The 21636-nt window shown below is 64.5% G+C and carries 24 protein-coding genes and 3 tRNA genes; 19 read left to right on the plus strand and 8 right to left on the minus strand.

The window, feature by feature from the left end:
- Positions 1-291 precede the first annotated feature (291 nt).
- The 8 genes from ACA097_RS24665 (at position 292) to ACA097_RS24700 (ending at position 7150) form a co-directional block, all read left to right on the plus strand.
- A complete protein-coding gene (locus ACA097_RS24665) occupies positions 292-1221 on the plus strand; it encodes a LysR family transcriptional regulator (protein WP_043253151.1) in 930 nt (309 codons plus the stop codon).
- Positions 1222-1371: 150 nt separating this feature from the next.
- Entirely contained in the window at positions 1372-1863 is a 492-nt protein-coding gene (locus ACA097_RS24670; protein WP_371366585.1) for a hydroxyquinol 1,2-dioxygenase, read from the plus strand.
- Between the two features lie 31 nt (positions 1864-1894).
- Entirely contained in the window at positions 1895-2914 is a 1020-nt protein-coding gene (locus tag ACA097_RS24675; RefSeq protein ID WP_043253148.1) for a hydroxyquinol 1,2-dioxygenase, read from the plus strand.
- Between the two features lie 82 nt (positions 2915-2996).
- Positions 2997-4460: an aldehyde dehydrogenase family protein gene (locus ACA097_RS24680; RefSeq protein ID WP_371366587.1), complete on the plus strand. Its 1464-nt coding sequence runs from the start codon at positions 2997-2999 to the stop codon at positions 4458-4460.
- An 8-nt stretch (positions 4461-4468) separates the two neighbouring features.
- Positions 4469-5536 (plus strand): maleylacetate reductase, encoded by a 1068-nt coding sequence (locus ACA097_RS24685; protein WP_371366589.1) that lies wholly within the window; start codon positions 4469-4471, stop codon positions 5534-5536.
- Between the two features lie 74 nt (positions 5537-5610).
- Positions 5611-6477 (plus strand): intradiol ring-cleavage dioxygenase, encoded by an 867-nt coding sequence (locus ACA097_RS24690; protein ID WP_043253145.1) that lies wholly within the window; start codon positions 5611-5613, stop codon positions 6475-6477.
- A 2-nt stretch (positions 6478-6479) separates the two neighbouring features.
- Positions 6480-6791, plus strand: coding sequence for a YciI family protein (locus tag ACA097_RS24695; protein WP_043253144.1), 312 nt, complete (start codon positions 6480-6482; stop codon positions 6789-6791).
- Entirely contained in the window at positions 6791-7150 is a 360-nt protein-coding gene (locus tag ACA097_RS24700) for a Rieske (2Fe-2S) protein (protein WP_371366591.1), read from the plus strand. The genes ACA097_RS24695 and ACA097_RS24700 overlap by 1 nt, the downstream gene beginning before the upstream one ends.
- Here the strand turns inward: ACA097_RS24700 and ACA097_RS24705 are convergent.
- The gene (locus ACA097_RS24705; RefSeq protein ID WP_371366593.1) at positions 7147-8067 is read right to left on the minus strand and encodes a pyridoxal-phosphate dependent enzyme; all 921 of its coding nucleotides are present in this window, start codon (positions 8065-8067) and stop codon (positions 7147-7149) included. The two genes, ACA097_RS24700 and ACA097_RS24705, sit on opposite strands and share 4 nt — an antisense overlap.
- A 342-nt stretch (positions 8068-8409) precedes the next feature.
- Between ACA097_RS24705 and uvrY the strand changes: the two genes are divergently transcribed.
- The 7 genes from uvrY to ACA097_RS24740 all read left to right on the plus strand — a co-directional run bounded on the left by uvrY (position 8410) and on the right by ACA097_RS24740 (position 12463).
- Positions 8410-9054, plus strand: a complete 645-nt coding sequence (gene uvrY / locus ACA097_RS24710) for a UvrY/SirA/GacA family response regulator transcription factor (RefSeq protein WP_043253142.1) — start codon at positions 8410-8412, stop codon at positions 9052-9054.
- Complete coding sequence (uvrC, locus tag ACA097_RS24715; protein WP_160287492.1) at positions 9055-10881, plus strand: excinuclease ABC subunit UvrC; 1827 nt, start codon at positions 9055-9057, stop codon at positions 10879-10881.
- 34 nt (positions 10882-10915) lie between these two features.
- Positions 10916-11476 carry a CDP-diacylglycerol--glycerol-3-phosphate 3-phosphatidyltransferase gene (gene pgsA, locus ACA097_RS24720; RefSeq protein WP_371366597.1) on the plus strand — a complete coding sequence of 187 codons (561 nt, stop codon included), beginning with the start codon at positions 10916-10918 and terminating at the stop codon, positions 11474-11476.
- 66 nt (positions 11477-11542) lie between these two features.
- A tRNA-Gly gene (locus ACA097_RS24725) sits at positions 11543-11618 on the plus strand.
- A gap of 70 nt (positions 11619-11688) precedes the next feature.
- Positions 11689-11762 (plus strand) — tRNA-Cys (locus ACA097_RS24730).
- 202 nt (positions 11763-11964) lie between these two features.
- Positions 11965-12099, plus strand: a complete 135-nt coding sequence (locus tag ACA097_RS24735; protein WP_269090585.1) for a hypothetical protein — start codon at positions 11965-11967, stop codon at positions 12097-12099.
- Between the two features lie 121 nt (positions 12100-12220).
- On the plus strand, positions 12221-12463 hold the full coding sequence (locus ACA097_RS24740; RefSeq protein ID WP_371366599.1) for a hypothetical protein: 243 nt from the start codon (positions 12221-12223) through the stop codon (positions 12461-12463).
- A gap of 581 nt (positions 12464-13044) precedes the next feature.
- Here ACA097_RS24740 and ACA097_RS24745 read toward each other — a convergent pair.
- Complete coding sequence (locus ACA097_RS24745) at positions 13045-15237, minus strand: putative bifunctional diguanylate cyclase/phosphodiesterase (protein WP_371366601.1); 2193 nt, start codon at positions 15235-15237, stop codon at positions 13045-13047.
- A 598-nt stretch (positions 15238-15835) separates the two neighbouring features.
- Here ACA097_RS24745 and ACA097_RS24750 point away from each other — a divergent pair.
- Positions 15836-16057, plus strand: coding sequence for a hypothetical protein (locus ACA097_RS24750; RefSeq protein WP_043253115.1), 222 nt, complete (start codon positions 15836-15838; stop codon positions 16055-16057).
- Positions 16058-16556: 499 nt separating this feature from the next.
- Here ACA097_RS24750 and ACA097_RS24755 read toward each other — a convergent pair whose 3' ends face one another.
- From ACA097_RS24755 to ACA097_RS24765, 3 genes are all read right to left on the minus strand, one after another.
- On the minus strand, positions 16557-16910 hold the full coding sequence (locus ACA097_RS24755; protein WP_043253113.1) for a hypothetical protein: 354 nt from the start codon (positions 16908-16910) through the stop codon (positions 16557-16559).
- Positions 16911-17094: 184 nt separating this feature from the next.
- Positions 17095-17505, minus strand: a complete 411-nt coding sequence (locus ACA097_RS24760; protein ID WP_371366603.1) for a LytR/AlgR family response regulator transcription factor — start codon at positions 17503-17505, stop codon at positions 17095-17097.
- A gap of 258 nt (positions 17506-17763) precedes the next feature.
- A tRNA-Leu gene (locus ACA097_RS24765) sits at positions 17764-17850 on the minus strand.
- Positions 17851-18093: 243 nt separating this feature from the next.
- On the opposite strand from ACA097_RS24765, the gene ACA097_RS24770 reads away from it, so the two are divergent.
- Positions 18094-18309 (plus strand): hypothetical protein, encoded by a 216-nt coding sequence (locus ACA097_RS24770; RefSeq protein WP_043253112.1) that lies wholly within the window; start codon positions 18094-18096, stop codon positions 18307-18309.
- Between the two features lie 118 nt (positions 18310-18427).
- Here ACA097_RS24770 and ACA097_RS24775 read toward each other — a convergent pair whose 3' ends face one another.
- Positions 18428-18661 (minus strand): hypothetical protein, encoded by a 234-nt coding sequence (locus tag ACA097_RS24775; RefSeq protein ID WP_371366605.1) that lies wholly within the window; start codon positions 18659-18661, stop codon positions 18428-18430.
- A 182-nt stretch (positions 18662-18843) separates the two neighbouring features.
- Between ACA097_RS24775 and ACA097_RS24780 the strand changes: the two genes are divergently transcribed.
- On the plus strand, positions 18844-19185 hold the full coding sequence (locus ACA097_RS24780) for a LexA family transcriptional regulator (protein WP_160287487.1): 342 nt from the start codon (positions 18844-18846) through the stop codon (positions 19183-19185).
- Between the two features lie 99 nt (positions 19186-19284).
- Here ACA097_RS24780 and ACA097_RS24785 read toward each other — a convergent pair whose 3' ends face one another.
- Positions 19285-19911, minus strand: a complete 627-nt coding sequence (locus tag ACA097_RS24785; RefSeq protein WP_160287486.1) for a class I SAM-dependent methyltransferase — start codon at positions 19909-19911, stop codon at positions 19285-19287.
- A gap of 124 nt (positions 19912-20035) precedes the next feature.
- On the opposite strand from ACA097_RS24785, the gene ACA097_RS24790 reads away from it, so the two are divergent.
- Positions 20036-20761, plus strand: coding sequence for a 2OG-Fe(II) oxygenase (locus ACA097_RS24790; protein WP_043253106.1), 726 nt, complete (start codon positions 20036-20038; stop codon positions 20759-20761).
- Between the two features lie 90 nt (positions 20762-20851).
- On the opposite strand, the gene ACA097_RS24795 is transcribed toward ACA097_RS24790, so the two are convergent.
- Positions 20852-21598, minus strand: coding sequence for a class I SAM-dependent methyltransferase (locus ACA097_RS24795; protein ID WP_371366607.1), 747 nt, complete (start codon positions 21596-21598; stop codon positions 20852-20854).
- Positions 21599-21636: the final 38 nt, after the last annotated feature.

Here is a 21636-nt window from a genome sequence, read left to right on the forward strand (position 1 = left end):
CTACCCTCGCGAACTCCCCCGCACCGGAGGCCCGCCCCGAGGGTACGTCCCTGTAGCCCATCGGGGCTCTCGCGACATCCATGTCGCATGACCTCCTCAGCGTGGGTTTCGCTCGGCCTTCTGTAAGGGGCGGTCTGGCGCGTGCGGATGGTGCTCTGGAAGTCCAAGAGCAAGAGCTGTAAGGGGCTGCTGCCCTTCGTAGGAGTGCCCGTCGTACCCGGACCACGCGCCGGCTAGACTCCGTTCTGGCCGGCGTTGCCGCATTCATAAGAACAAGAACCGGAGGTACCCATGGACCGCCTGCTCAGCATCGAGGCGTTCGTCCGCGTCGCCGAGACCGGCAACTTCGCCCGCGCCGCCCAGCAGTTGGGCGTGACCCGCTCGGTGATCACCCATCGCATCCAGCAGCTGGAGCAGTTCATCAACGCGCCGCTGTTCCACCGCAGCACCCGCCACGTGCGCCTGTCCGAAGTGGGCGAGACCTACTACAAGGAATGCGCCGACATGGTCGCCGGCTTCAACGCCCTCACCGAGCAGATGCGCGACCTGCGCGCCAAGCCCACCGGCAAGCTACGCGTGCAGATGCTGCCGGGCTTCGCGATTCACCACTTTGGCGCGTTGCTCGCCGAGTTCACCGAGCTGTATCCGGACATCGAGGTCGATGTGATCGTCAACGACCGCGTCGTCGACCCCATCGAGGAGGGCTTCGACGTCGCCTTCCAGATGTTCCCGCCGCAGGCCGAGACGCTCATCGAGCGCAAGCTGTTCAGCGTGCGCCGGCTGTTCCTCGCCAGCCCCGAATACCTGCAGCGGCACCCGGCGCCGCTGCACCCGGAAGACTTGCTGCAGCACCGCATCGCTCTTTACGAAGGCTACCCGACGCGCAACCGCTGGCACTTCCACCACGGCGACGAGGTGATCGAACTGAGCCTGCCGGGGCAGATCCGCTCCAACTCCGTGCACCTGCTGCGCGACTATGCGCTGACCGGTTCCGCGCTGGTCTGCCTGCCGACCCTGGTGGCCGGCGGCGACCTGCAGAGCGGCCGGCTGGTGCCGCTGCTGATCGACTATCCGCTGTCGTCGTTCAATTTTTCCGCGGTATTCCCCGCCACCCAGCGGCGCGCACTCAAGGTGCGCAGCCTGATCGATTTCCTGGTCGAGCGGATCAGCGACGAACCCGCCTGGGACCGGCCTCTGCTGGAAAAGGGCTGGGTGCGCTGAGACTCGCCCGGCGAAGGCTTTCGCGGCGCCCTGGTGGCGCCGTTTTTGTTTGCGATTTGCGAACACTCCTGTCGGACCGCCTGTGATTGTTGGCGGGGCCGAGGGCTCGTACCTTGTTTGCAACGACTACAACAACAAACGGTGAACGACATGAGTGCCGCATTCCGTACTGTCTTCGGATCCCTCGACGACTATCGCAAGGGCTCCATCGAACTGGTCAAGGGCGACGCCCGCCACTATGCCTTCTCCAACGTCTTCGAAGTCGCCAGCCAGTCCGCCGCCTACGAGAAGGTGGTGGTCGGCCTGAACCTCGGCTACGTCATCGAGGTACTGCGCGCCGAAGGCCGCTCCCCCTGGTTCCACTGCGCCCACGACGAGTTCGCCATCTGCATGGACGGCGAAGTGCGCATCGATTTCCTCAAGCTCGACGCGCCGCTGCGCGAAGGCGAGGGCACCGAGCTGGCCGGCGAGCAGCCGCTGGGCAAGCCGATGGGCTACGTCCTGCTCAAGCGCGGCCACCAGGCGATGCTGCCGGCCGGCTGCGCCTACCGCTTCGAGAGCCCGCGTCCCGGCGTGCTGCTGCAGCAGACCATCAAGGGCCCGCTCTCGGTCGAGAAGTGGGCGGACATCTGCCTCAAGTAAGCCCGCCCGCGAACAATAAAAGGAGCCCACCATGGCCATGCTCGAAACCCCCGAACCGACCCGCACCTTCGCCCTCGACGAGGTGGAGGCCAGCCAGCCCGATTCCGTCACCGGCTACCGCAGTTTCCGTCTCGGCGCCTTCACCCTGTCCCGCGATGAGTACTTCGCCCGCGTCGAGTGGCCGGCCAAGGGCCAGCTGCGCTCGCACCTGATCCCCGCCGACGCCTTCCTCCGCGCGATGATGCGCGACGTGGCCTGGGGCTTCTTCTACGGCTGGGTGAACTTCGATGCGGTGATCGGCACCCGCAACCACTACGGCAAGGTCGACCTCTACGCCGGCACCTTCAATGGCGTGCTCAAGGAGGCCGGTGTCGACTACATCGAGCAGTTCGAGACGCCGAAGATCATGGCCACCTTCAAGGCCATCCTGCGCGACTGGACCAACGCCGGCTTCGATCCCTTCGCCGCGCCGGAGGAAACCGGCAGCGCCTTCGGCCGCAAGCATGGCGACAACATCGAGGCCATCGAGCGCTTCCGCATCGCCACCCGGCGCATGCCGGGGCTGCCGGACGACTCGCCGCTGCGCGACGACCTGCCGGTGAACCGCCAGTTCGCCGACGTGCCCCAGGACGAGCCGGAAGTGCACGCCGCCGAAGGTTTCGAGGGCGAGCTGCACGCGATCAACCTGTTCAAGTACCTGTCGCGCTCGGACGTGACCTGGAACCCCTCGGTCAGCTCGGTGTGCAAGGCGAGCCTGTTCTGCCCGACCACCGAGGAATTCATCCTCCCGGTGTTCCACGGCAACGACCGCATCGAGTGGTTCCTGCAGCTGTCCGACGAAATCATCTGGGATGTTGGCGACAAGGACGATGGCACCCCTCGTGCGCGCCTGACCATGCGCGCCGGCGACATCGCCGCAATGCCCGCCGATATCCGCCACCAGGGCTACTCCACCAAGCGCTCGATGCTGCTGGTGTGGGAGAACGCCACGCCGAACCTGCCGCAGCGCTACGAGAGCGGCGAGCTCAAACCGTACCCGGTGGATTTCTGAAGTCCCGCCCCCGACCGGGGGCTTCGCTGATCGTTCAACCCAACGCCGCCAGCCTGGCCGGTGGCGCATGGAGAGTTTCCGCATGCAGAACCAACTGTTCATCGACGGCCGCTTCGTGCCCGCTATCAACGGCGGGCAGATCGACGTGCTGTGCCCGGCCGACGGCTCGCTGATCACCCGCATCGCCGCGGCCGAAGCCGAGGACATCGACCTGGCCGTAACCGCGGCGCAGCGCGCCTTCCCAGCCTGGGCGGCGCTGCCTGCCGCCGAGCGCGGCCGCCTGCTGCTCAGGCTGGCCGATGCCATCGAGGCCAACGCCGAGGAACTGGCGCAGCTGGAGTCGCTGGACACCGGGCACCCGATCCGCGATTCGCGCAACCTCGACGTGCCGCGCACCGCGGCCTGCTTCCGCTACTTCGGCGGCATGGCCGACAAGATCGAAGGCGCGGTGATCCCGGTTGACGCGGGCTTCCTCAACTATGTGCAGCGCAAGCCCATCGGCGTAATCGGCCAGATCGTGCCGTGGAACTTCCCGCTGATGTTCACCAGCTGGAAGATGGGCCCGGCACTGGCGGCGGGCAACACCGTGGTGATCAAACCTTCGGAGATCACCCCGCTGTCGACCCTGCGCATCGCCGAGCTGATGCACGAAGTCGGTTTCCCGGCCGGCGTGGTCAACGTGGTGCCGGGCTACGGCCACACCGCCGGCCAGCGCCTGGCCGAGCACCCGGACGTGGGCAAGATCGCCTTCACCGGCTCGACCGCCACTGGCCGGCGCATCGTCGAAGCCTCCCAGGGCAATCTCAAGCGCGTGCAGCTGGAGCTGGGCGGCAAGGGGGCGAACATCGTCTTCGACGACGCCGACCTCAACGCGGCGATCAACGGCGCGGCCTGGGCGATCTTCCACAACCAGGGCCAGGCGTGCATCGCCGGCTCGCGGCTGATCCTCCACGAGCGCATCGCCGACGACTTCCTCGGCCGCTTCGTCGAACTGGCGCGGTCGATCCGCCTGGGCAACCCGCTGGACCCGGACACCGAGATGGGCCCGCTGACCTCGGCGCTGCACCGCGATCGCGTGCTGTCCTATGTGGAGGTGGCGAAGGAGCAGGGCGGGCGGATTCTCACCGGCGGCAAGGCGCCCAGCGATCCGGCGCTGGCCGGCGGTTACTACGTCGAGCCGACCGTGGTCGAGGCACGCCCGGGCGACCGCGTGGCCCAGGAAGAGGTGTTCGGTCCGTTCGTCACCGTGTTGCGCTTCTCCACCGACGAGGAGGCGCTGGCCATCGCCAACGGGACCGCGTACGGCCTGGGCAGCGGCCTCTGGACCCGCGACCTGCAGCGCGCCCACCGGATGGCCGAACGCATCCACGCCGGCATGTGCTGGATAAACTGCTACAAGCGCGTCAGCCCCGGCAGCCCCTTCGGCGGCGTCGGCCAGTCCGGCTACGGCCGCGAGATGGGCTTCGAGGCGATCCACGACTACACCGAGGCACGCTCGGTCTGGGTCAACGTGGACGCGCAGATTCCGCCGCATTTCAAACGCTGAGGTCCGCCATGCAGTCATTCATCTATCAGGGCATGCCGAGCCGCGTGGTGTTCGGCGCCGGTTCGCTGGCCAGCCTGGGCGAGGAGATCCAGCGCCTGGGCGCCGGGCGCGCGCTCATCCTCACAACACCGGAGCAGCGCGCCCAGGGCGAGCGTGTCGCCGAACTGCTCGGTGCGCGCAGCGCCGGCGTCTATCCGCAGGCGGTGATGCACGTGCCGCTGGAAGTGGCCCAGGCCGCCCGCGCCGAGGCGGCGCGCCTGGGGGCCGATTGCTGCGTGGCCGTCGGCGGCGGTTCGACCATCGGCCTGGGCAAAGCCATCGCGCTGGATTCGGGATTGCCGATCCTGGCCATCCCGACCACCTACGCCGGCTCGGAGATGACACCCATCTGGGGGCTCACCGAGAACCGCCTGAAGAAGACCGGGCGCGACCTGCGGGTGCTGCCGAAGACGGTGATCTACGACCCGCAGCTGACCCTGACGCTGCCGCCGGCGATTTCCGCCTGCTCGGGCATGAACGCCATGGCTCATGCGGTGGAGGCGCTGTATGCCCAGGACGCCAACCCCATCGTCAGCCTGATGGCCGAGGAGTCGATCCGCGCCCTGGCCGAAGCCCTGCCGGAGGTGGTCGCCGATCCGCTGAACGAAGATGCGCGTGGCCGCGCGCTCTACGGCGCCTGGCTGGCGGGCATCTGCCTGGGCTCGGTGGGCATGGCCATCCACCACAAGCTCTGCCACACCCTTGGCGGCACCTTCAACCTGCCGCACGCCCAGGCCCACGCCATCGTCCTGCCGCACGCCGCGCACTACAACCGCGAAGCCGCAGCCGGCCCATTGACCCGCGCGGCACGAGCGCTGGGTGGCGAGCGGGCGGAGGAGGTAGGGGCGCTGCTGTTCGCCCTCAACCGCAAGCTCGGCATCCCGCTGGCACTGGAGACCATCGGTCTGCCGCCGGAAGGCCCCGCGGAAACCGCGCGCATCGCCTGCGCCAGCCCTTACTACAACCCGCGGCCGTTCGAGCAGGCGGCCATCGAGGCGCTGCTCGAGCGCGCCCGCCTGGGCCTGCCACCGGCCTGATCGTCGCCGGCGCCCCGGCTGCCGGCCGTGGCTGGCAGGCGGGGCGCCGCCGTCCGTCGAGAGCGAGAACAACAATGACAACCCTCAGCCCCGAATCCCGAATCACTGCCCAGGCGGTCGCCAGCTTCGCCGGCACCGCCGACCCGCGCCTGCGCCAGCTCGTGCAGAGCCTGGTGCGCCATCTGCACGCCTTCGCCAGCGAAGTGGAGCTGACCGAGGCCGAATGGTTCGAAGGCATCCGCTTTCTCACCGCCACCGGACAGAAGTGCGACGGCCTGGTGCGCCAGGAATTCATCCTGCTGTCGGATGTGATCGGCCTGTCGATGCTGGTCGATGCGATCAACCACCGCGCCGCCGAGCACGTCACCGAAAGCACCGTTTTCGGTCCCTTCTACATTGCCGGCATGCCGGAGCGCGGCCATGGCGAGAACATGGCCTTCAGCCCCGGCGTACCGGCGCTGGTCACCGGCCGTGTGCTCGATGCCGATGGCCGGCCGGTCGTCGGGGCGCTGCTGGACGTCTGGCAGACCGCCGAGAACGGCATGTATTCCGGCCAGGACGAGGCACAGCCGCAGGGCAACCTGCGCGGACGCTACCGCACCGACGCGGAAGGGCGTTACGCCATCCGCACGATAGTCCCGGTCAGCTACCCGATTCCCACCGACGGCCCGGTCGGCCAGTTGCTCGCGGCCACCGGCCGCCATCCGTGGCGTCCGGCGCATCTGCATTTCATGATCGAGGCCGCCGGCCAGCGCACCCTGGTGACCCACCTGTTCAACCACGACGATCCGTACCTGGATTCCGACGCGGTATTTGGCGTCAAGGATTCCCTGCGGGTGGTCTACGAGCCTTGCGGGACCGATCACGCGCTGGCCGCCGAGTTCGACTTCGCCGGGGAGTTCCGCCTGGCGCGCTACGACTTCGTGCTGGAGCGAGGCTGACGATGCACCAGTACTTCGCCGTGTTCGCCACCGACAAGCCGGAGCAGTTGGCCCTGCGCCAGCGCATACGTTCGGCGCACCGGGAGCACTTGCGTGATCCATCGCCCCATCGGGTCGTCGTGCGCCTTGGCGGGCCGACGCTGGATGCCGCCGATGGCTGCATGAACGGCACCTTGCTGGTGGTGCAGGCCGCTTCACTGGATGAAGTGCGCGCCTTCCTCGACGACGACCCCTATGTGCGCGCGGGCATCTTCGAGCGCATCGAGATCCGCCCGTGGAACTGGGGCCTGGGCAACCCGGAACTGAGGAGCTGATGGTGGACGCCACTGAGCTCTGCGCCCTGGAGGAGATCCCCGACGGCGGCGCCAAGTCCCTGGAGCTGGCCTTGGATGGCGAGCGCCTGGCGCTGGTGGCGGTGCGGCGCGGCAGCGAGGCCTGGCTGTATCGCAATCGCTGTCCGCATTTCTCGGTGCCGCTGGATTTTCGTCCCGGGGAGTTCTGCACCTACGGCCGGCAATGGCTGATGTGCGCCCATCACAGCGCTATGTTCCGCTTCGAGGACGGCCTGTGTGTCGACGGTCCCTGTACCGGCGCCCACCTGCAGGCGCAGCCGTTTCGCCTGGAGGAGGGCCGCCTGTGGTTGCTGACGGCCGCCGCGAATGCGGATTTCTAGGCGCAGACCCGTGCCCATTCGCGCAGGTTGTCGACCGTCGCGGTGACGCCGCCGCATACCACGATCAGCACCTTGTCGAAGTCTTCCAGCACCTTGGCGCCTTCATAGGCCATCGCCAGGCTGGCGCCGCAGGCTGGTTCGACCAGCAGGCGGTGGTCGTCGAGGAAGCGCTCGCAGGCATTTACCGCAGCGCGATCGGACACCAGGACACTGCGCACGTCATGGCTTCGGGCGAGGTCGAAGGCGCGCTCGCACACCTGCTTGGCGCCCAGCGAGGTGGCGATACTGGTGATGGCTTCCAGCGTGATGCGGGTGCCGGCGCGCAGCGCCTGGTTGAGCGAGTCGGCGCCGCGGGTCTCCACGGCGATCACTGGCAGCTCGCCCCAGCCGTTGCGTTCCAGCCCCTCGATGACACCGGAGAGCAGGCCGCCGCCGCCGACGGATAGGACGACGGCATTCGGCCGGAAGCCGCTGCGCGCAACCTCGTCGACGAGGCTGGCATGGCCTCGCCAGAGCAGGCGGTGGTCGAAGGGATGGAGAAAAGCGCTCTCATCGTCGAGCAGCGACTGTGCCAGGGTATTGGCTTCGGCCCAGCTGGCGCCGTGCACGATCAGCTCGGCGTTCAGCTCGCGCAGCAGGTTCCGCGCGCGCTCGGTGGTGGATTCCGGCACCACCACGGTGACCGGCACGCCCAGACGTTGGCCCGCGTAGGCCACTGCGACGCCGGCATTGCCACCGGAGGACGACACGAAACGTCGCTTGCCCTGCTGCGCATAGGTTTCGCAGGCCAGCCCGATGCCGCGCAGCTTGAAGGAACCGCTGGGCTGCAATGCCTCCAGCTTCAGCCAGATGCCGCGCCCGGCCTGGCGGCTGAGCGGCAGGGATTCGATCAGAGGGGTTTCGATGTGCAGGGACATGGTCGACGGTCCTCATGGGCAGGGGACGGGCGGTGACGCAGCTCGTCGAATCATGCCTCCAGCATGGCACCTGGCGCGCTGCGGTGCGTTCTCGACGTGCGGGTCAACCGACGACTTGCGCGTTCCCGAGCGAAAGGCTCGAAATGCCCGTCCTTGACAGCTTGCCGACTTCCAGGCGAAGTGTGCGCCCCGCGGCTCGGGACGCATGATATTTTCCTGGCGTTTGCTTTTTGGCACCCATGTTCCAAGCTAGGTCAGAGCATTGCTTTCTGTTAAGGTTCGCGGATTCCACGGTGCTCCGACGAGCGACCGAATTCCCAATTCTGTGCAATGAGGTGCTGCGTGATTAAGGTGCTGGTGGTCGACGATCACGATCTGGTGCGCACCGGTATTTCTCGCATGCTTGCCGACATCGACGGCCTGCAGGTGGTAGGGCAGGCCGATTCCGGCGAGAACGCCCTGAAGCTGGCCCGCGAGCTCAAGCCCGACGTGGTCCTGATGGACGTGAAGATGCCGGGCATCGGCGGCCTGGAAGCCACCCGCAAGCTGCTGCGCAGCCAGCCGGACGTGCGCGTGCTGGCCGTGACCGTGTGCGAGGACGATCCTTTCCCGACGCGCCTGATGCAGGCCGGCGCCTCCGGCTACCTGACCAAGGGTGCGGCTCTGGAGGAAATGGTCCAGGCCATTCGCCAGGTGTTCGCCGGGCATCGCTACATCAGCCCGCAGATCGCCCAGACCCTCGCGCTGAAGTCCTTCGAGCCGGAGAAGAACGGCTCGCCGTTCGACGCGCTGTCCGAACGCGAAATCCAGATCGCCCTGATGATCGCCAACTGCCACAAGGTGCAGAGCATCTCCGACAAGCTTTGCCTGTCGCCGAAGACGGTGAACACCTACCGCTACCGCATCTTCGAGAAGCTCTCCATCACCAGCGACGTCGAACTGGCCCTGCTGGCGGTGCGCCACGGCATGGTGGATGCCAGCAACTAGATGAGCGCGGTGTTCGATTCGGCGGCCTTCCTCGCCACCTGCAGCGGCCGCCCCGGCGTCTACCGCATGTTCGATGTGGACGCCAAGCTGCTCTATGTCGGCAAGGCGAAGAACCTGAAGAAGCGCCTGGCCAGCTACTTCCGCAAGACCGGCCTTGCGCCCAAGACCGCCGCCCTGGTGGCGCGCATCGCCCAGGTCGAAACCACCATCACCGCCAACGAGACCGAGGCGCTGCTGCTCGAGCAGACGCTGATCAAGGAATGGCGGCCGCCCTACAACATTCTCCTGCGTGACGATAAATCGTACCCATACGTGTTCCTCTCCAGCGAGGACGAGTACCCGCGGCTGTCGATCCATCGCGGGGCGAAGAAGCAGAAGGGCCGCTACTTCGGCCCGTATCCCAGCGCCGGGGCGATCCGCGAGAGCCTGGCGTTGCTGCAGAAGGCGTTCCTGGTGCGCCAGTGCGAGGACAGCTACTTCCGCAACCGTACCCGGCCGTGCCTGCAATACCAGATCAAGCGCTGCAAGGGGCCTTGTGTCGGCCTGGTCAGCCCGGAGGAATACGCCGAGGATGTGCGTCACTCGGTGATGTTCCTCGAAGGCCGCAGCAACCAGCTGGCCGATGAGCTGAACAGCGGCATGGAGCAGGCGGCGATGCGCCTGGACTTCGAGAAAGCCGCCGAACTGCGCGACCAGGTGGCGATCCTGCGCCGTGTGCAGGACCAGCAGAGCATGGAAGGCGGTAGCGGCGACGTCGACGTGATCGCCGCCATCGTCAACCCGGGCGGCGCCTGCGTGCACCTGATCAGCGTGCGTGGCGGGCGCGTATTGGGCAGCAAGAACTTCTTCCCGCAGGTCGGTATCGAGGAAGAACTCGACGAAGTGCTGCTGGCCTTCCTCGGTCAGTACTACCTGAGCCACCACGAGCGCGACTTGCCGGCCGAGCTGATCGTCAATGCGGTCCACGAGGACTTCCCGGTACTGATCGAAGCCATCGCCACCGCGCGCGGCCGCGAACTGGAGATCAGCCACCGCGTGCGCGGCACGCGGGCGCGCTGGCAGCAACTGGCGGTGACCAATGCCGAACAGGCCCTGGCCGCGCGCCTGGCCAACCGGCAGCACGTGGCCGCGCGTTTCGAGGCGCTGGCCGAAGCGCTGGACCTGGACGAACCACCGCAGCGCCTGGAGTGCTTCGACATCAGCCATTCCAGCGGTGAGGCGACCGTGGCCTCCTGTGTGGTGTTCGGCCCCGAGGGCCCGCTGAAGTCCGACTACCGTCGCTTCAATATCGAAGGCATCACCCCCGGCGACGACTACGCCGCCATGCACCAGGCACTGACGCGACGCTTCAGTCGGCTAAAGGAAGGCGAGGGCAAGATGCCCGACATCCTCCTGGTGGACGGCGGCAAGGGGCAACTGGCCATGGCCCAGGAAGTGCTCCAGGAGCTTTCGGTGGTGGGCCTCATCCTGCTGGGCGTGGCCAAGGGCGTGACGCGCAAGCCGGGCCTGGAAACCCTCTACCTGAACGACGCCGAGCATGAGTTCACCCTGCCGGGCAATTCCCCGGCGTTGCACCTGATCCAGCAGATCCGCGACGAATCGCACCGTTTCGCCATCACCGGCCACCGCGCGCGCCGGGGCAAGGCGCGACGTACGTCGAGCCTGGAAGAGGTGCCGGGCGTGGGGCCGAAGCGGCGCCGCGACTTGCTCAAGCATTTCGGCGGGTTGCAGGAACTCGGGCGCGCCAGTATCGATGAAATCGCCAAAGCCCCGGGGATCAGCAAAAAGCTGGCCGAGCAGATTTATGCTGCTTTGCACAGCGAGTAGAATGCCGGGCTCAACTCACCGGCCAGTGGTCCCGATGAATATTCCGAACCTGTTAACCCTGCTCCGTGTCTTCCTGATTCCGTTCTTCATCCTGCTGTTCTATCTCCCGTTCCCGGCCAGTCACTTGGCGGCGAGCGCAGTGTTCGCCCTGGCGGCGGCTACCGACTGGCTGGATGGATACCTCGCGCGGAAGCTGGGGCAGAGCACGCCGTTCGGTGCTTTCCTCGACCCGGTGGCAGACAAGCTGATGGTCGCGGTGGCCCTGGTGCTGCTGGTGGAAGAGCACGCCAACCTCTGGCTGACCCTGCCGGCGGTTATCATCATCGGCCGCGAGATCGTGGTTTCGGCCCTGCGCGAATGGATGGCCGAACTCGGCGCCCGCGCGCATGTAGCGGTATCCAGCCTCGGCAAATGGAAGACCGCCGCGCAAATGGCGGCGTTGGTCATCCTGCTGGCAAACACGCCAGTAATCTCGTTCTGGGTAGTGACCGGCTATGCGCTGCTTATTATCGCCGCCGCACTTACCCTGTGGTCGATGCTGCATTATCTGCTGGCCGCCTGGCCGCACCTGAGCACCACCCCGAAAGAGAAATAAACTTTTTTTGAATCAAAGGGTTGACGAGGCATCAGAAAAAGTTAGAATGGCGCCCGTCAACGCGACGCGGGAATAGCTCAGTTGGTAGAGCACGACCTTGCCAAGGTCGGGGTCGCGAGTTCGAGTCTCGTTTCCCGCTCCAAATTAAGATCCTTCGCCAGCAACTGAGGCGAAAGATCAAAAGAACAAAGGTGGTTCTCCACCCAGTTCATGGCTGAGTTGCAGAGTGGTTATGCACCGGATTGCAAATCCGTGAACGCCGGTTCGATTCCGACCTCAGCCTCCAACAGAAAAGCCCCGTAGATTAAGTTCTACGGGGCTTTTTCTTTGCCTGCCAGAAAGCCGGCGGTTTCCGCTAATTTCAGATCGTTTCCACTATTCCGGCTTCAGCAGGTAGGGTGTGAAACCTTGACACTTGTCAGGTGGGCACCGAGGACGCCAGGAGAGAATTCAAGGGCATCGAAGATTAATGTCTGAGGAGCCTGATCATGAAAGTTCTGTCCGCGTTCGCCGATCTGGTCGACAGCAAAGAAGCAGTGGTTGCACTGGGCGTGCTTTCGGCCGCCAGCGCATGCGTTTTCGTTTCCGCGTTGCTGTTCATGAGCCTCAGTCCACACTTCTAACCGCGACCAAGTTAGCGGGGTTGTGGCGGCCTGGTGCGCTGGAGGCGCAACTGTGGCTGAGCTGGCGAAGCAGCCAGCCGCGTGCCTAACTTAGTCTCCCCAGATCCAGGAGGCTCAAGTCATGGCAAGCGAAAACTACTGGCAAAAGGCCGGGCATCTTTCGAAGGATGCCGAATTGGCATTCCGCGCGATCGTAGACTTCCTGGAGTCCGGCCCTGACCTGGATGAAGAGGACGTCCGGATCGACTTCTGGGAGCTGCAATGCAAGGCCCTGATGGCGGCCGAGGCATTGAAGGCGCACTACGAGGAGTCCTTGATCGGCGGCGGTGGCTACGATCACGGCAACGGAATCAAATCGGGCTGATTCTGCGACAGTGCGCACTTTGCTTTGCTGAACTCCCTTGCTTATGGCTTCAGCCATTTGGGTTAGCGCTTTTTCATCCAGCGCCGCACCCGGCAAAACGCAATCGGTCTAAAAACACCCGCCCGCGGGCGAAGCGCTTTGCTACGCTGAATCTCAGTAGGCGAGAACGCAGACTGATGCGCAAACGGATAGCAAGGAAACGTGGGGCACGTTCCGAAGGGTACACGGTTAGCAAGACACGATCCGCCCCTTATGCCGTGTGAAGTGGAAAGGATGACTACCTTTCCGCGGGAAGCCTGAGAAACCTTGTAAGCCGGAGACCAGCACCGGCCGCCTACTTGAATCCCAAGGCCCAGCCATTGTGCTGGGCTTTTTCATTTCCTGCCGCTTACAGGGTGGGCGGGGCTGAAAGCGCAATTGCGTCCAGGCGAAATTCATCGCAGAAGTGGCTGCACGAAATTGGACAGCCTGCAGCGCGACTTTCTTCCGCAGCTCGGCGTTAGCCCGAACAAGTACCGCACGCGTTTGCCGAGTGACTTCTGCTCGGTTTCGGCTCTCTCGCACGATATGCAGGCATCAAGTCAGGCGCCCCGCAAGCCTTCGTGCCTGGCAAGGATCGTCGGGATTTCGCTGGCCGGGACCGGGCGAGCGAAGAAATAGCCTTGCGCCAGCTGGCAACCCAGCTGCTGCAGCTGGCTAGCGGTGGCTTGGTCTTCGACGCCTTCGGCGAGGGTGTCCAGGCCGAGAGAGCGCGCCATCTGGATGATTGCTTCGACTATGGCCGTGCCATCGGTGCTCGTAGCCATGGCTCGGACGAAGGACTGGTCGATCTTCAGGGTGTCCACCGGCAGGCGACGCAAGTAGCCCAGTGATGAGTAGCCGGTGCCGAAATCGTCGATGGAGAGTTTGATTCCCAGGCGCTTGAGGCTTTCCAAGGTATGCAGGACTTGCGCGGTATCGGCTATCAGGCTCGATTCGGTCAGTTCCAGTTCGAGCGCCGAGGCTGGCAGGCTGGCGTCTTGCAGGGCACGCCGAACTGCGTCTTCCAGCGAATGATGATGCAACTGCAGGGGTGACAGGTTTACCGCCACGCGAGGTACTCCGATGCCCGCCGTGCGCCATTGGGCGGCTTGCCGGCAGGCTTGGCGCAGTGTCCATTCGCCAAGCGGCACTATAAGTCCGCTTTCCTCGGCGATCGGGATGAAGCGAGCCGGCGAAATTGCTCCGAGCTCGGGATGTTGCCAGCGCAGTAGGGCCTCTGCGGCGACGACTTCTCCGCTCGCCAGCTCGAATTGCAGCTGATAGTGAAGTTGCAGTTCGCTACGCTCGATTGCCTGTCGCAGGCTGTTGAGCAGGTGCAGGCGCTCGCTCACTTCGCTGTCAATTGCCGCGTCGTAGTATCGCCAGGTCCGGTGGCCGGCCTGCTTGGCCTTGTACATGGCGCTCTCGGCGTTGCGCAGCAGGCTGTTCGGTTCGTGTCCGTCGTTAGGGGCCAGCGCTACGCCGATGGAGACCGAGCAGGGAATGAGTTGCCCATCGATCTCGAACGGAGTGGCCATCAGGTCGAGAATGCGCTGGGGCACTTCCGCCATCGCCTCGGGGCCGTTCAGTCCGGGCAACAGCACGGCGAATTCGTCGCTGCCATAGCGGCACAGGGTTGCGCTTTCCGGCAGGCCGTGGAGCAGGCGTTGGCCGATGGCGCGTAGCAGTCGGTCACCCGGCTCGAGGCCCAGGGAGTCGTTGATCAGCTTGAAGGCATCGACATCGAGAAACAGCAGGCCGACGCAGGTGTCGTCTCGACGCATGGCGGCCAGCGCCTGCAGGGTACGGTCCTGCAGCAGGGCCAGGTTAGGCAGACCGGTAATGCTGTCGTGGAACGCCATCACTTCGATGCGCTGCTCTGCTGCCTGGCGGTCGGCGATGGCCACCGCGAGGCGCTCGTAAGGCTCACGTACGCTGGCGACGAACACCGCCTGGTAGATCAGGCAATAGGAAGCCACCTTGTACAGGTGGCCGAGCAGGCTGTAGATGTCGTGGACGTTGTTGTAGGCGGTGAAGCAGAGCTCGGCGAGGATCGAAATCAGCGCAGCCGCCATCAGGTTGCCGGCAGCGTATGGCAGGCCGTGTCGCCAGGCGCTGAGAAAGCGTAGGGCGGCAACGGCAAGCAGGAAAATGATGATCCACTCGGCCGTGATCTTGAAAGGCGTCAGATGGCTGTTGACGAAGGTATGCGGCCAGACATCCGGAAAGCCCAGGCCGAGTACCCAGACCAGTGCGACCACCAGGAGGGTGGCGAGCAGCATCGGCAGGCGCGACCGGTGACTGCGCAGGGGGCGCCACGGACGCAGCGACATCAGCAGAAGTGTCAGCGCCAACAACAGGCGCGATACCAGCCAGAAGTTGATCGCCTTTTCCGGGGATGCCGGCGTGACCATGTCCGGCATGCCGCGATAGGAGAGAGCGTGGGCCAGGTCCAACAGCGCGATGGCGAGGAATGCGCAGCCCAGGAGCAGCAGGTTGGTCGGCTGCGCCGGACGATAGCTATGCCAGGTGACGGCAAACACCAGCACGGCGACGGTGACGGCGAATATCTCACAGATCGCGTGGAGGGCCGCCGGGAGCCAGTAGGCGCCGTCGTGCAGCTGTGGTTGGGCGAATTGGACGCCAGCCAGCACCAGACCCAGCAGCAGCGACAGGAACAGGCCGATACGGTGGTCGCGGTCGGTGCGGGAGGTTTGTGCGGTAGTCGGGGCCAGGTCGCTTGTCGGCTTCATCGTTCCAGATATGGGCAGGACAACGGGGCCTCGTCCGTGACCGACAAGGATTGGCTAATGTACAGCTCGCTCTCGGTAAAGACCATGGCGCAGGCGAGCCTTTTGCTGAATTTGCCCGAATGCTGGCAGCACTGCGATTCCCCTTGGGTTTTGTGTGACATTGGGCATGCGACGAGTTGGTGCTGAAATCAGTGTCGAAGCTGACCGCATAGGGACGGGATCAAGGGGAGAAGGACCGCGCCGCGGGGGCGCGCGATCCTACACTTGGAGCATCCTTTCTGCACTGTGCGGGTGCATCCTATCAATGGCTGATTGCCGAATTTTGACCCGCGTCAATCCAGTCGCTACGGCACGGGCTTTTCGTGCGGATGACCATTGCGGATACGCGTTGCCGCTCGGGTGGGTAACCAGCGGCTGGAGGGGGCGGGCGTGCTGGCAACCCTGCTGTTGCTTGGGGTGTGTCCAATTGCCAAGTAGTTGAAGGTGCGCAGCTCGCATTGCACGCACGATGGGGCGGGAAGATCGATTTCAGCGCAGGGCGTGGAGCCTGGCTCCGGCAACTATGCTGAGATTTTCGACCGCATCAGGAGGGTTCGCGATGGGCCTGAACAGTTCGAGCCAGCAGTTACGGCGCGAGTTGCTGAACATGGCTTTCCGGCACGAGGGGCTGGCGGTCGACCTGGAGCGAGCCGCCGCGCAGTTGCCGAAATCTCAGGCCGAGCATTTGCTGAGGATGGCCAACTTTCTGCAAGAGGATGCCGAGCGCCTGATCGGCATTGCCGAACAGGTCCGTACCGGGGTGATTTCAGTGGGGCTCTAAGTGCCTGCCGCGCGAGATGATCGGCTGAAAGCCGGCCTGTGCATCCTTGCGTTGGCCGGCAGTGTCCTCAGCAAGAGGGCGGGGCATATTGCCACTATTCGACTTGCGAAATAAATATACATGCGCGAATGTTTGTGGTCGGGCGGCGCTTCTGGACGCCGCGGTCCAGCAAGCCATCGCTGGGGTATCCGTATCGACGACGATACTCGAAAGCAAGGGACAGCCAGGGAGTCGGTCAGTATGCTCTGCGCGCATGCAGAGCTCAGGGAGGAGTCCGTGTCGAAAGTGAAGTTGTGGTGTGCCGTCGCGATTGCTGCGGCGGTGGTAGGAGGGTACCTATTCAGCTACCTGGCGATTTCGGCACAGCACAAGGTACCGGGATGGTAGTTGCGCGGGATGATCCAGCCGCGATTCAGGTGACCAGCAAAAAGCCCCTTGGAGAACATCCAAGGGGCTTTTTCGTGGGACACGCTACCGCCCGCAGGCGTCGAGTGCGTCCTTAGTTCTTCGCGCCGATGGCGCCGCCGGCTGCGCCGCCCAGGCCAGCACCGATGGCCGCGCCGGTGCTGCCGCCCAGCTTGTTGCCGAGGATCGAGCCGCCGGCCGCGCCGAGGCCGCCACCGATGGCTGCCTGGGTTTTCTTGCCTTTCTTCGCGGTGGCCGCGCCACCTACTGCGCCGCCCAGGCCAGCGCCGAGGGCTGCGCCGGTGCTGCCGCCGAGCTGTTGGCCGACGACGTTGCCCAGGGCACCGCCCAGACCGCCACCGACTGCTGCCTGGGTGCCGCTGCCGGCCATGGCACCTTGGGCGGCGGCGAGCAGGCTGAAGGCGAGGACGGGAAGTACTTTACGCATGTTGCGAACCTCTGAAAGGGGAGTATCGATTGTGGTGTTAGAGCAGCGCAGGGCTAGTGGGCCGAATGGTCGAGCGAGGCGCGTGCTGGGGAATCCGGCGAACTCAGACCGGCAATTCTGCAGGGGGTTCCCTGCCGCCAGCTACTTGTTGTTAGCCGGGGAGTGAAACCCTTCACATCCGAATTCAATGAGCGGCGTGTTGCTGTGCGGAAGTCGCTGAGGGTTCGGCGATGTGCGAGACCATGCCGATGGATTCCGCATTCGCAGGGGCGGCATTCAGCAACTCCCTGATGAAGCTTGCTCGGTTGCGGCTGAGCGGCAGGCGAATGCTGGTGCCGGCAAGTCCGATGCTGACGGCATAGGCTTTCCAGCGCAGTCCGGTGATCAGGCTGCGACGCACCAGGTGGCTGCGATGGATGCGCACGAATTCCTCGGCGAACTCCACTTCCAGGTCCTTCAGCGTGGCCTCGAAGTGAATCTGCCCCTTGCTGGTGAAGGCGGTTACGTATTTCTCTTCGGCGCTGAAGTGAGTGATGTCCTTGGTTTCGACTACCACCAGGGAACGACCTACGCGCGTGGCGATGCGTTGTCTCATTCAGGCTACTCCTTTTTGTCGGCAATCATCGCCGCCGGCACGTGAAGAAATCGTTGCCGAGGAGTCGGAAAATTGGGGGGGTGAAAGAGGGAAATGAAAAAGGCCGCCGTGCGGGAGGCAGCCTTGCGCCGGGTCCGCATCCTTTCAGCCAGGCGTGGAGCCATGGTAGTCAGGGGGTGATGATGGCGAATAGCCTCTAATTACGACTAATTCTGAGGGCCGGAGCGAGGCGGGCGATCACGCCAGGGATGCGTGACATGGTGCTCGGAGCGGGACTCGAACCCGCAAGACCGTTGGGCCGGCGCATTTTAAGTGCGCTGTGTCTACCAATTTCACCATCCGAGCCGGGGAGGGTGCGTCAAGGGGCGTGACTATACCGAGTCGGCGAAAGCCGGTAAAGCCAAGGCATCTCGAGCCAAGGGATTGATCGTGCAGGGAATTCCTCTGTGACGGCTGTCCACTCCGGACCGCATCCGTACGTGCCATCCGGGATCCTCTGCACTGCCGTTCGTCAGATCGCAACTGACTGAAATTTCTGAGAAATATTGATGTCCTAGGGTTCCCGCAGTTTTTCAAGGGTCCCAAGACATGCAACGTCCTCCCCGGAACATCCGCAAACTGCTGGACGCGGTAGCCAGCCACAATGAAACCACTGCGCTCGAGGTCATGCGTGCAGTCGACCAGGTTCGCGACGAACTCCTGCGTCAACGCTTGCTCAACGCGATTCATGACCTGCACCAGGACGCTGCCGAGTTGCGCTCGCTTCGTGACGAGGTTTCCGGCGCAGCCATTCGACTGGCCTGATAGCCACGGCGACGAGTCGGGCACATGCGATATCGGCGCGAACAGGTCGCGCCGATTGCTGAAATTCAAGCAGGGATGGAAGAGGGACGGCTGCGCCGCCAGTTCCTGCATGCGCCGCTCAGCGGCTCCAGAGCGGTTTGCCGAAATGGCGTTTGCGCGCGACCACGCCCTGCGGACTGGCGTCGGTTACCGACAAGGATTCGCTGGGTGTGGCTCGCTGCTGTTCCTGTTCGCCATGCAGGCGGTGCAACCGAGCCCTGCGCATAGGCACGCGCAGCAGCGCCCATAAGGTCACTCCTGCCAGCATCAGCCAGCTAAAGATCAGGAGTGTGACAAACGTGCCAGGATTCATATCGAACGTCCTCGCCCCCAACGGCAAGGATAGATCACCCGCCGTGGAATGCCTGTCGCTGTAGTGTGCAGAGGCCTTGCCGAGCTGCATGCATTCTGATATCTGTATGTATATACAGTATCAGGAGGCGACCAGCCATGCCACATGCCGCTGCTACAACACCACTTGCCAATGATCCTGCCATGCTCCAGCAGAATCGCCTGCAATCACTGGACGACCTGCTCGGCCTGCAGGGCACACATACCTACATAGTGCGCGCACATGGCGATGGTATGACCGGGGCCGGAATCCACGACAGCGACCTGCTGGTAGTGGATCGCTCGCTGCTGGCGAATGCCGGCGAGGTGGTGGTGGCTGCAGTGAATGGCGAGCCTCTAATCCGCCGTCTGGACATCATCGATGGCGGCTTCGCCCTGCTGCCGGCCAATGACCGCTATCCGCCCATCCACATTGCAGAAGGCGACGAGATGTCGATCTGGGGCGTTGTGCGCTGGAACCTGCACCGCCTGGCGCAGCCGCATTAACCTGTGGTGGTTGAATGGGTGTCTGCGCTCATTCGGGGGTTGCCGTCTGATCGATCAATTGCACCAGCGGCCGCTCTGCCGTCGAGTACCCGCCGGCAATCAGGCGCGACGCCAGACGCTGGCCAGCCAGGGTTGCTGTTCGCGAGGTAATCCGGCGGGGCGGTAAAAATGCTCCAACTCCTTGAAGCCCGCGGATTCGAGCAGGCTCTTCCAGTGTTCCCAGTCGTGATAGGAGCCATAGCGCGGTCCATTCCAGCCTTCGGAGTTGTTGCCTCGCGGGTTGGAGGAGAACAGCACGCCGTTCGGTTTCAGTGCCGCGTGCAACTGGCCGAGCACCCGAGGCAACTCCTGCAAGGGAATGTGGAAAAGGCTGGCGTTGGCGTAGATGCCATCGAAGCGCGCCGGCGGCAGGTCCAGCGCCAGGAAGTCTTGCAGCCATACTTCGCAGTGGCTCTCAGAGCGGGCCATCTCGACGAAGTCCGGGCAGCCATCGAGCCCTACCGGTTCGTGGCCCAGTGCCTTGAAGGTCCGCAGATCGCGCCCCGGGCCGCAGCCAATATCGAGAATCGCGAAGGGTGCTTCGCCGTGGATATGCCGAAGCAGAGCGGCGATGTTCTGGCTGACGTCATGGTCGCGGGTGCCTTCGCGGAAGGCTTCCGCGGTGGACTGGTAGTGCTCCAGGGTCAGTCGGCTGATGTTCTGCAGGGTCTGGCGGTCGAGGCTCATGGCAGTGCGTGCTGGCGGAGTAGAGGCTCATTCTACCCGTGCCGTTTTGAAAGCCGGTAACGGGGCGCGGTTGTGATGGGGGCCTGCTTAGACTTTCAGCCTGACCGCCAGGAGCTCTTCTTCGATGACCGAAACTGCCCAAGTGGCGTGGACTGCGCGCATCGCCGCGCTGGACTGGAACGAGCTGGCACGACAGCTCGATGAGCGCGGGTATGCGCAGATTCCTTCATTGCTGGATGCGAGTCAGTGTGCCGCGCTGAGTGGGTCGTACGTACGCGATGAGGTCTTCCGGAGCCGTGTAGTCATGGCCCGGCACAACTTCGGCCAGGGGGAGTACAAGTACTTCGACTATCCCTTGCCAGGGCTGGTGCAGGCACTACGCGAGACGTTGTATGTGCCTCTTTCCGCAATTGCCAATAGCTGGCAGGAGCAGCTCGGCGATTCGCCTGGCTATCCGCCCCGGCATGCCGAGTTCGTCGAGCGTTGCCATGCGGCCGGGCAACTGCGACCCACTCCCTTGCTGCTGCGCTACGGTGCCGGTGACTACAACTGCTTGCACCAGGACATCTACGGCGAGTGCGCATTTCCCTTGCAGGTGGCGGTGTTGTTGTCGCAACCAGGAGAGGACTTCGGCGGAGGGGAGTTCGTACTTACCGAGCAGCGTCCGCGCATGCAGTCACGAGCGGAAGTGGTGCCGCTGCAGCGCGGCGATGCGGTGGTGTTTGCCGTGGCGCAGCGGCCGGTGCGTGGGGCTCGGGGAGACTACCGGGTGAACATGCGCCACGGGGTGAGCCGCCTGCTCTGGGGTGAGCGCTTCACGCTCGGGGTGATCTTTCACGATGCCTTGTAGGGGCGGGTCTCATCCGCGAAGGAATGCAGGGCCGGCCTGCTGGCTGGATCGCGAAAAAGGGTCAGCTCCTACGCGGAGGTCATGCGCAGTTCAGGCCACTTTGCCCAGCTTGATAGTCAGCGGCCAGCTGACCTTGCGGGTGAGTTCGTTGCCCCAGGCAGCCTGCAACTTTGCGCGCAGCTCCTGTACCGGGTCATGCCCGGTGGCCTGGCGGTAGCTGGCTACCGCCGACCAGCTGTAGAGGTAATCGATCAGGCGCTGGAAGTCCCACTCGGCTTCGAGTGCGAACGGTGGCGTAGCGACCTGCTCGAAGGGGAAGGGAATGCTCGCGTAGCCCGTCTCGACGTGCTTGCGCTCCGGCGCCCAATAGGGGCCGACGATCTCGTGGTAGAGGTGGCGGATCAGCGTATCCAGCTGCGGTTCGATGTTCAGCAGGTTGTAGGAGACCACCGCCAGCAATGCGCCTGGGCGCGAGACGCGGCGCACCTCGGCATAGAAACGTTCGATGTCAAACCAGTGCAGCGCCTGGGCTACCAGGGTGAGGTCCACGCTCGCCGGTTGCAGCGAGGTGCTTTCCGCCGGTTCGCAGCGGTAGTCGATGTTGGGTTCGCGCGGCGCCTGTTCCAGCTGCTTCGTGTTGATGTCGGTAGCCACCACGCGCCGGAAGTGCCGGGCCAGGTCGAGGCTGGCCTGGCCGGAGCCGCAGCCGCAATCCCAGGCCAGGCCGGTACCCGGCGCCACCTGGGCGAGCCAGGCGAAGAATGCCGGGTCGTAGGTCGGGCGGCCGTTGCGGTAGGCGTCGGCCTGCTGGGTGAACAGGTGGCGGGTGTCGGTCATGTCGCGGCTCCTGGAGGGCAGGGCAGGGCGGGGCGATC

The sequence above is a fragment of the Pseudomonas sp. QL9 genome, from assembly GCF_041409665.1.
In the GTDB taxonomy this organism is placed as follows: Bacteria; Pseudomonadota; Gammaproteobacteria; order Pseudomonadales; family Pseudomonadaceae; genus Pseudomonas; species Pseudomonas knackmussii.

Bases quoted from the DNA above. Each gene is read 5' to 3' on its own strand.
- ACA097_RS24665 (WP_043253151.1), top strand. From the start codon at position 292: ATGGACCGCCTGCTCAGCATCGAGGCGTTCGTCCGCGTCGCCGAGACC.
- ACA097_RS24670 (WP_371366585.1), top strand. From the start codon at position 1,372: ATGAGTGCCGCATTCCGTACTGTCTTCGGATCCCTCGACGACTATCGC.
- ACA097_RS24675 (WP_043253148.1), top strand. From the start codon at position 1,895: ATGGCCATGCTCGAAACCCCCGAACCGACCCGCACCTTCGCCCTCGAC.
- ACA097_RS24680 (WP_371366587.1), top strand. From the start codon at position 2,997: ATGCAGAACCAACTGTTCATCGACGGCCGCTTCGTGCCCGCTATCAAC.
- ACA097_RS24685 (WP_371366589.1), top strand. From the start codon at position 4,469: ATGCAGTCATTCATCTATCAGGGCATGCCGAGCCGCGTGGTGTTCGGC.
- ACA097_RS24690 (WP_043253145.1), top strand. From the start codon at position 5,611: ATGACAACCCTCAGCCCCGAATCCCGAATCACTGCCCAGGCGGTCGCC.
- ACA097_RS24695 (WP_043253144.1), top strand. From the start codon at position 6,480: ATGCACCAGTACTTCGCCGTGTTCGCCACCGACAAGCCGGAGCAGTTG.
- ACA097_RS24700 (WP_371366591.1), top strand. From the start codon at position 6,791: ATGGTGGACGCCACTGAGCTCTGCGCCCTGGAGGAGATCCCCGACGGC.
- ACA097_RS24705 (WP_371366593.1), bottom strand. From the start codon at position 8,067: ATGTCCCTGCACATCGAAACCCCTCTGATCGAATCCCTGCCGCTCAGC.
- uvrC (WP_160287492.1), top strand. From the start codon at position 9,055: ATGAGCGCGGTGTTCGATTCGGCGGCCTTCCTCGCCACCTGCAGCGGC.
- pgsA (WP_371366597.1), top strand. From the start codon at position 10,916: ATGAATATTCCGAACCTGTTAACCCTGCTCCGTGTCTTCCTGATTCCG.
- ACA097_RS24735 (WP_269090585.1), top strand. From the start codon at position 11,965: ATGAAAGTTCTGTCCGCGTTCGCCGATCTGGTCGACAGCAAAGAAGCA.
- ACA097_RS24740 (WP_371366599.1), top strand. From the start codon at position 12,221: ATGGCAAGCGAAAACTACTGGCAAAAGGCCGGGCATCTTTCGAAGGAT.
- ACA097_RS24745 (WP_371366601.1), bottom strand. From the start codon at position 15,237: ATGAAGCCGACAAGCGACCTGGCCCCGACTACCGCACAAACCTCCCGC.
- ACA097_RS24750 (WP_043253115.1), top strand. From the start codon at position 15,836: ATGGGCCTGAACAGTTCGAGCCAGCAGTTACGGCGCGAGTTGCTGAAC.
- ACA097_RS24755 (WP_043253113.1), bottom strand. From the start codon at position 16,910: ATGCGTAAAGTACTTCCCGTCCTCGCCTTCAGCCTGCTCGCCGCCGCC.
- ACA097_RS24760 (WP_371366603.1), bottom strand. From the start codon at position 17,505: ATGAGACAACGCATCGCCACGCGCGTAGGTCGTTCCCTGGTGGTAGTC.
- ACA097_RS24770 (WP_043253112.1), top strand. From the start codon at position 18,094: ATGCAACGTCCTCCCCGGAACATCCGCAAACTGCTGGACGCGGTAGCC.
- ACA097_RS24775 (WP_371366605.1), bottom strand. From the start codon at position 18,661: ATGAATCCTGGCACGTTTGTCACACTCCTGATCTTTAGCTGGCTGATG.
- ACA097_RS24780 (WP_160287487.1), top strand. From the start codon at position 18,844: ATGCTCCAGCAGAATCGCCTGCAATCACTGGACGACCTGCTCGGCCTG.
- ACA097_RS24785 (WP_160287486.1), bottom strand. From the start codon at position 19,911: ATGAGCCTCGACCGCCAGACCCTGCAGAACATCAGCCGACTGACCCTG.
- ACA097_RS24790 (WP_043253106.1), top strand. From the start codon at position 20,036: ATGACCGAAACTGCCCAAGTGGCGTGGACTGCGCGCATCGCCGCGCTG.
- ACA097_RS24795 (WP_371366607.1), bottom strand. From the start codon at position 21,598: ATGACCGACACCCGCCACCTGTTCACCCAGCAGGCCGACGCCTACCGC.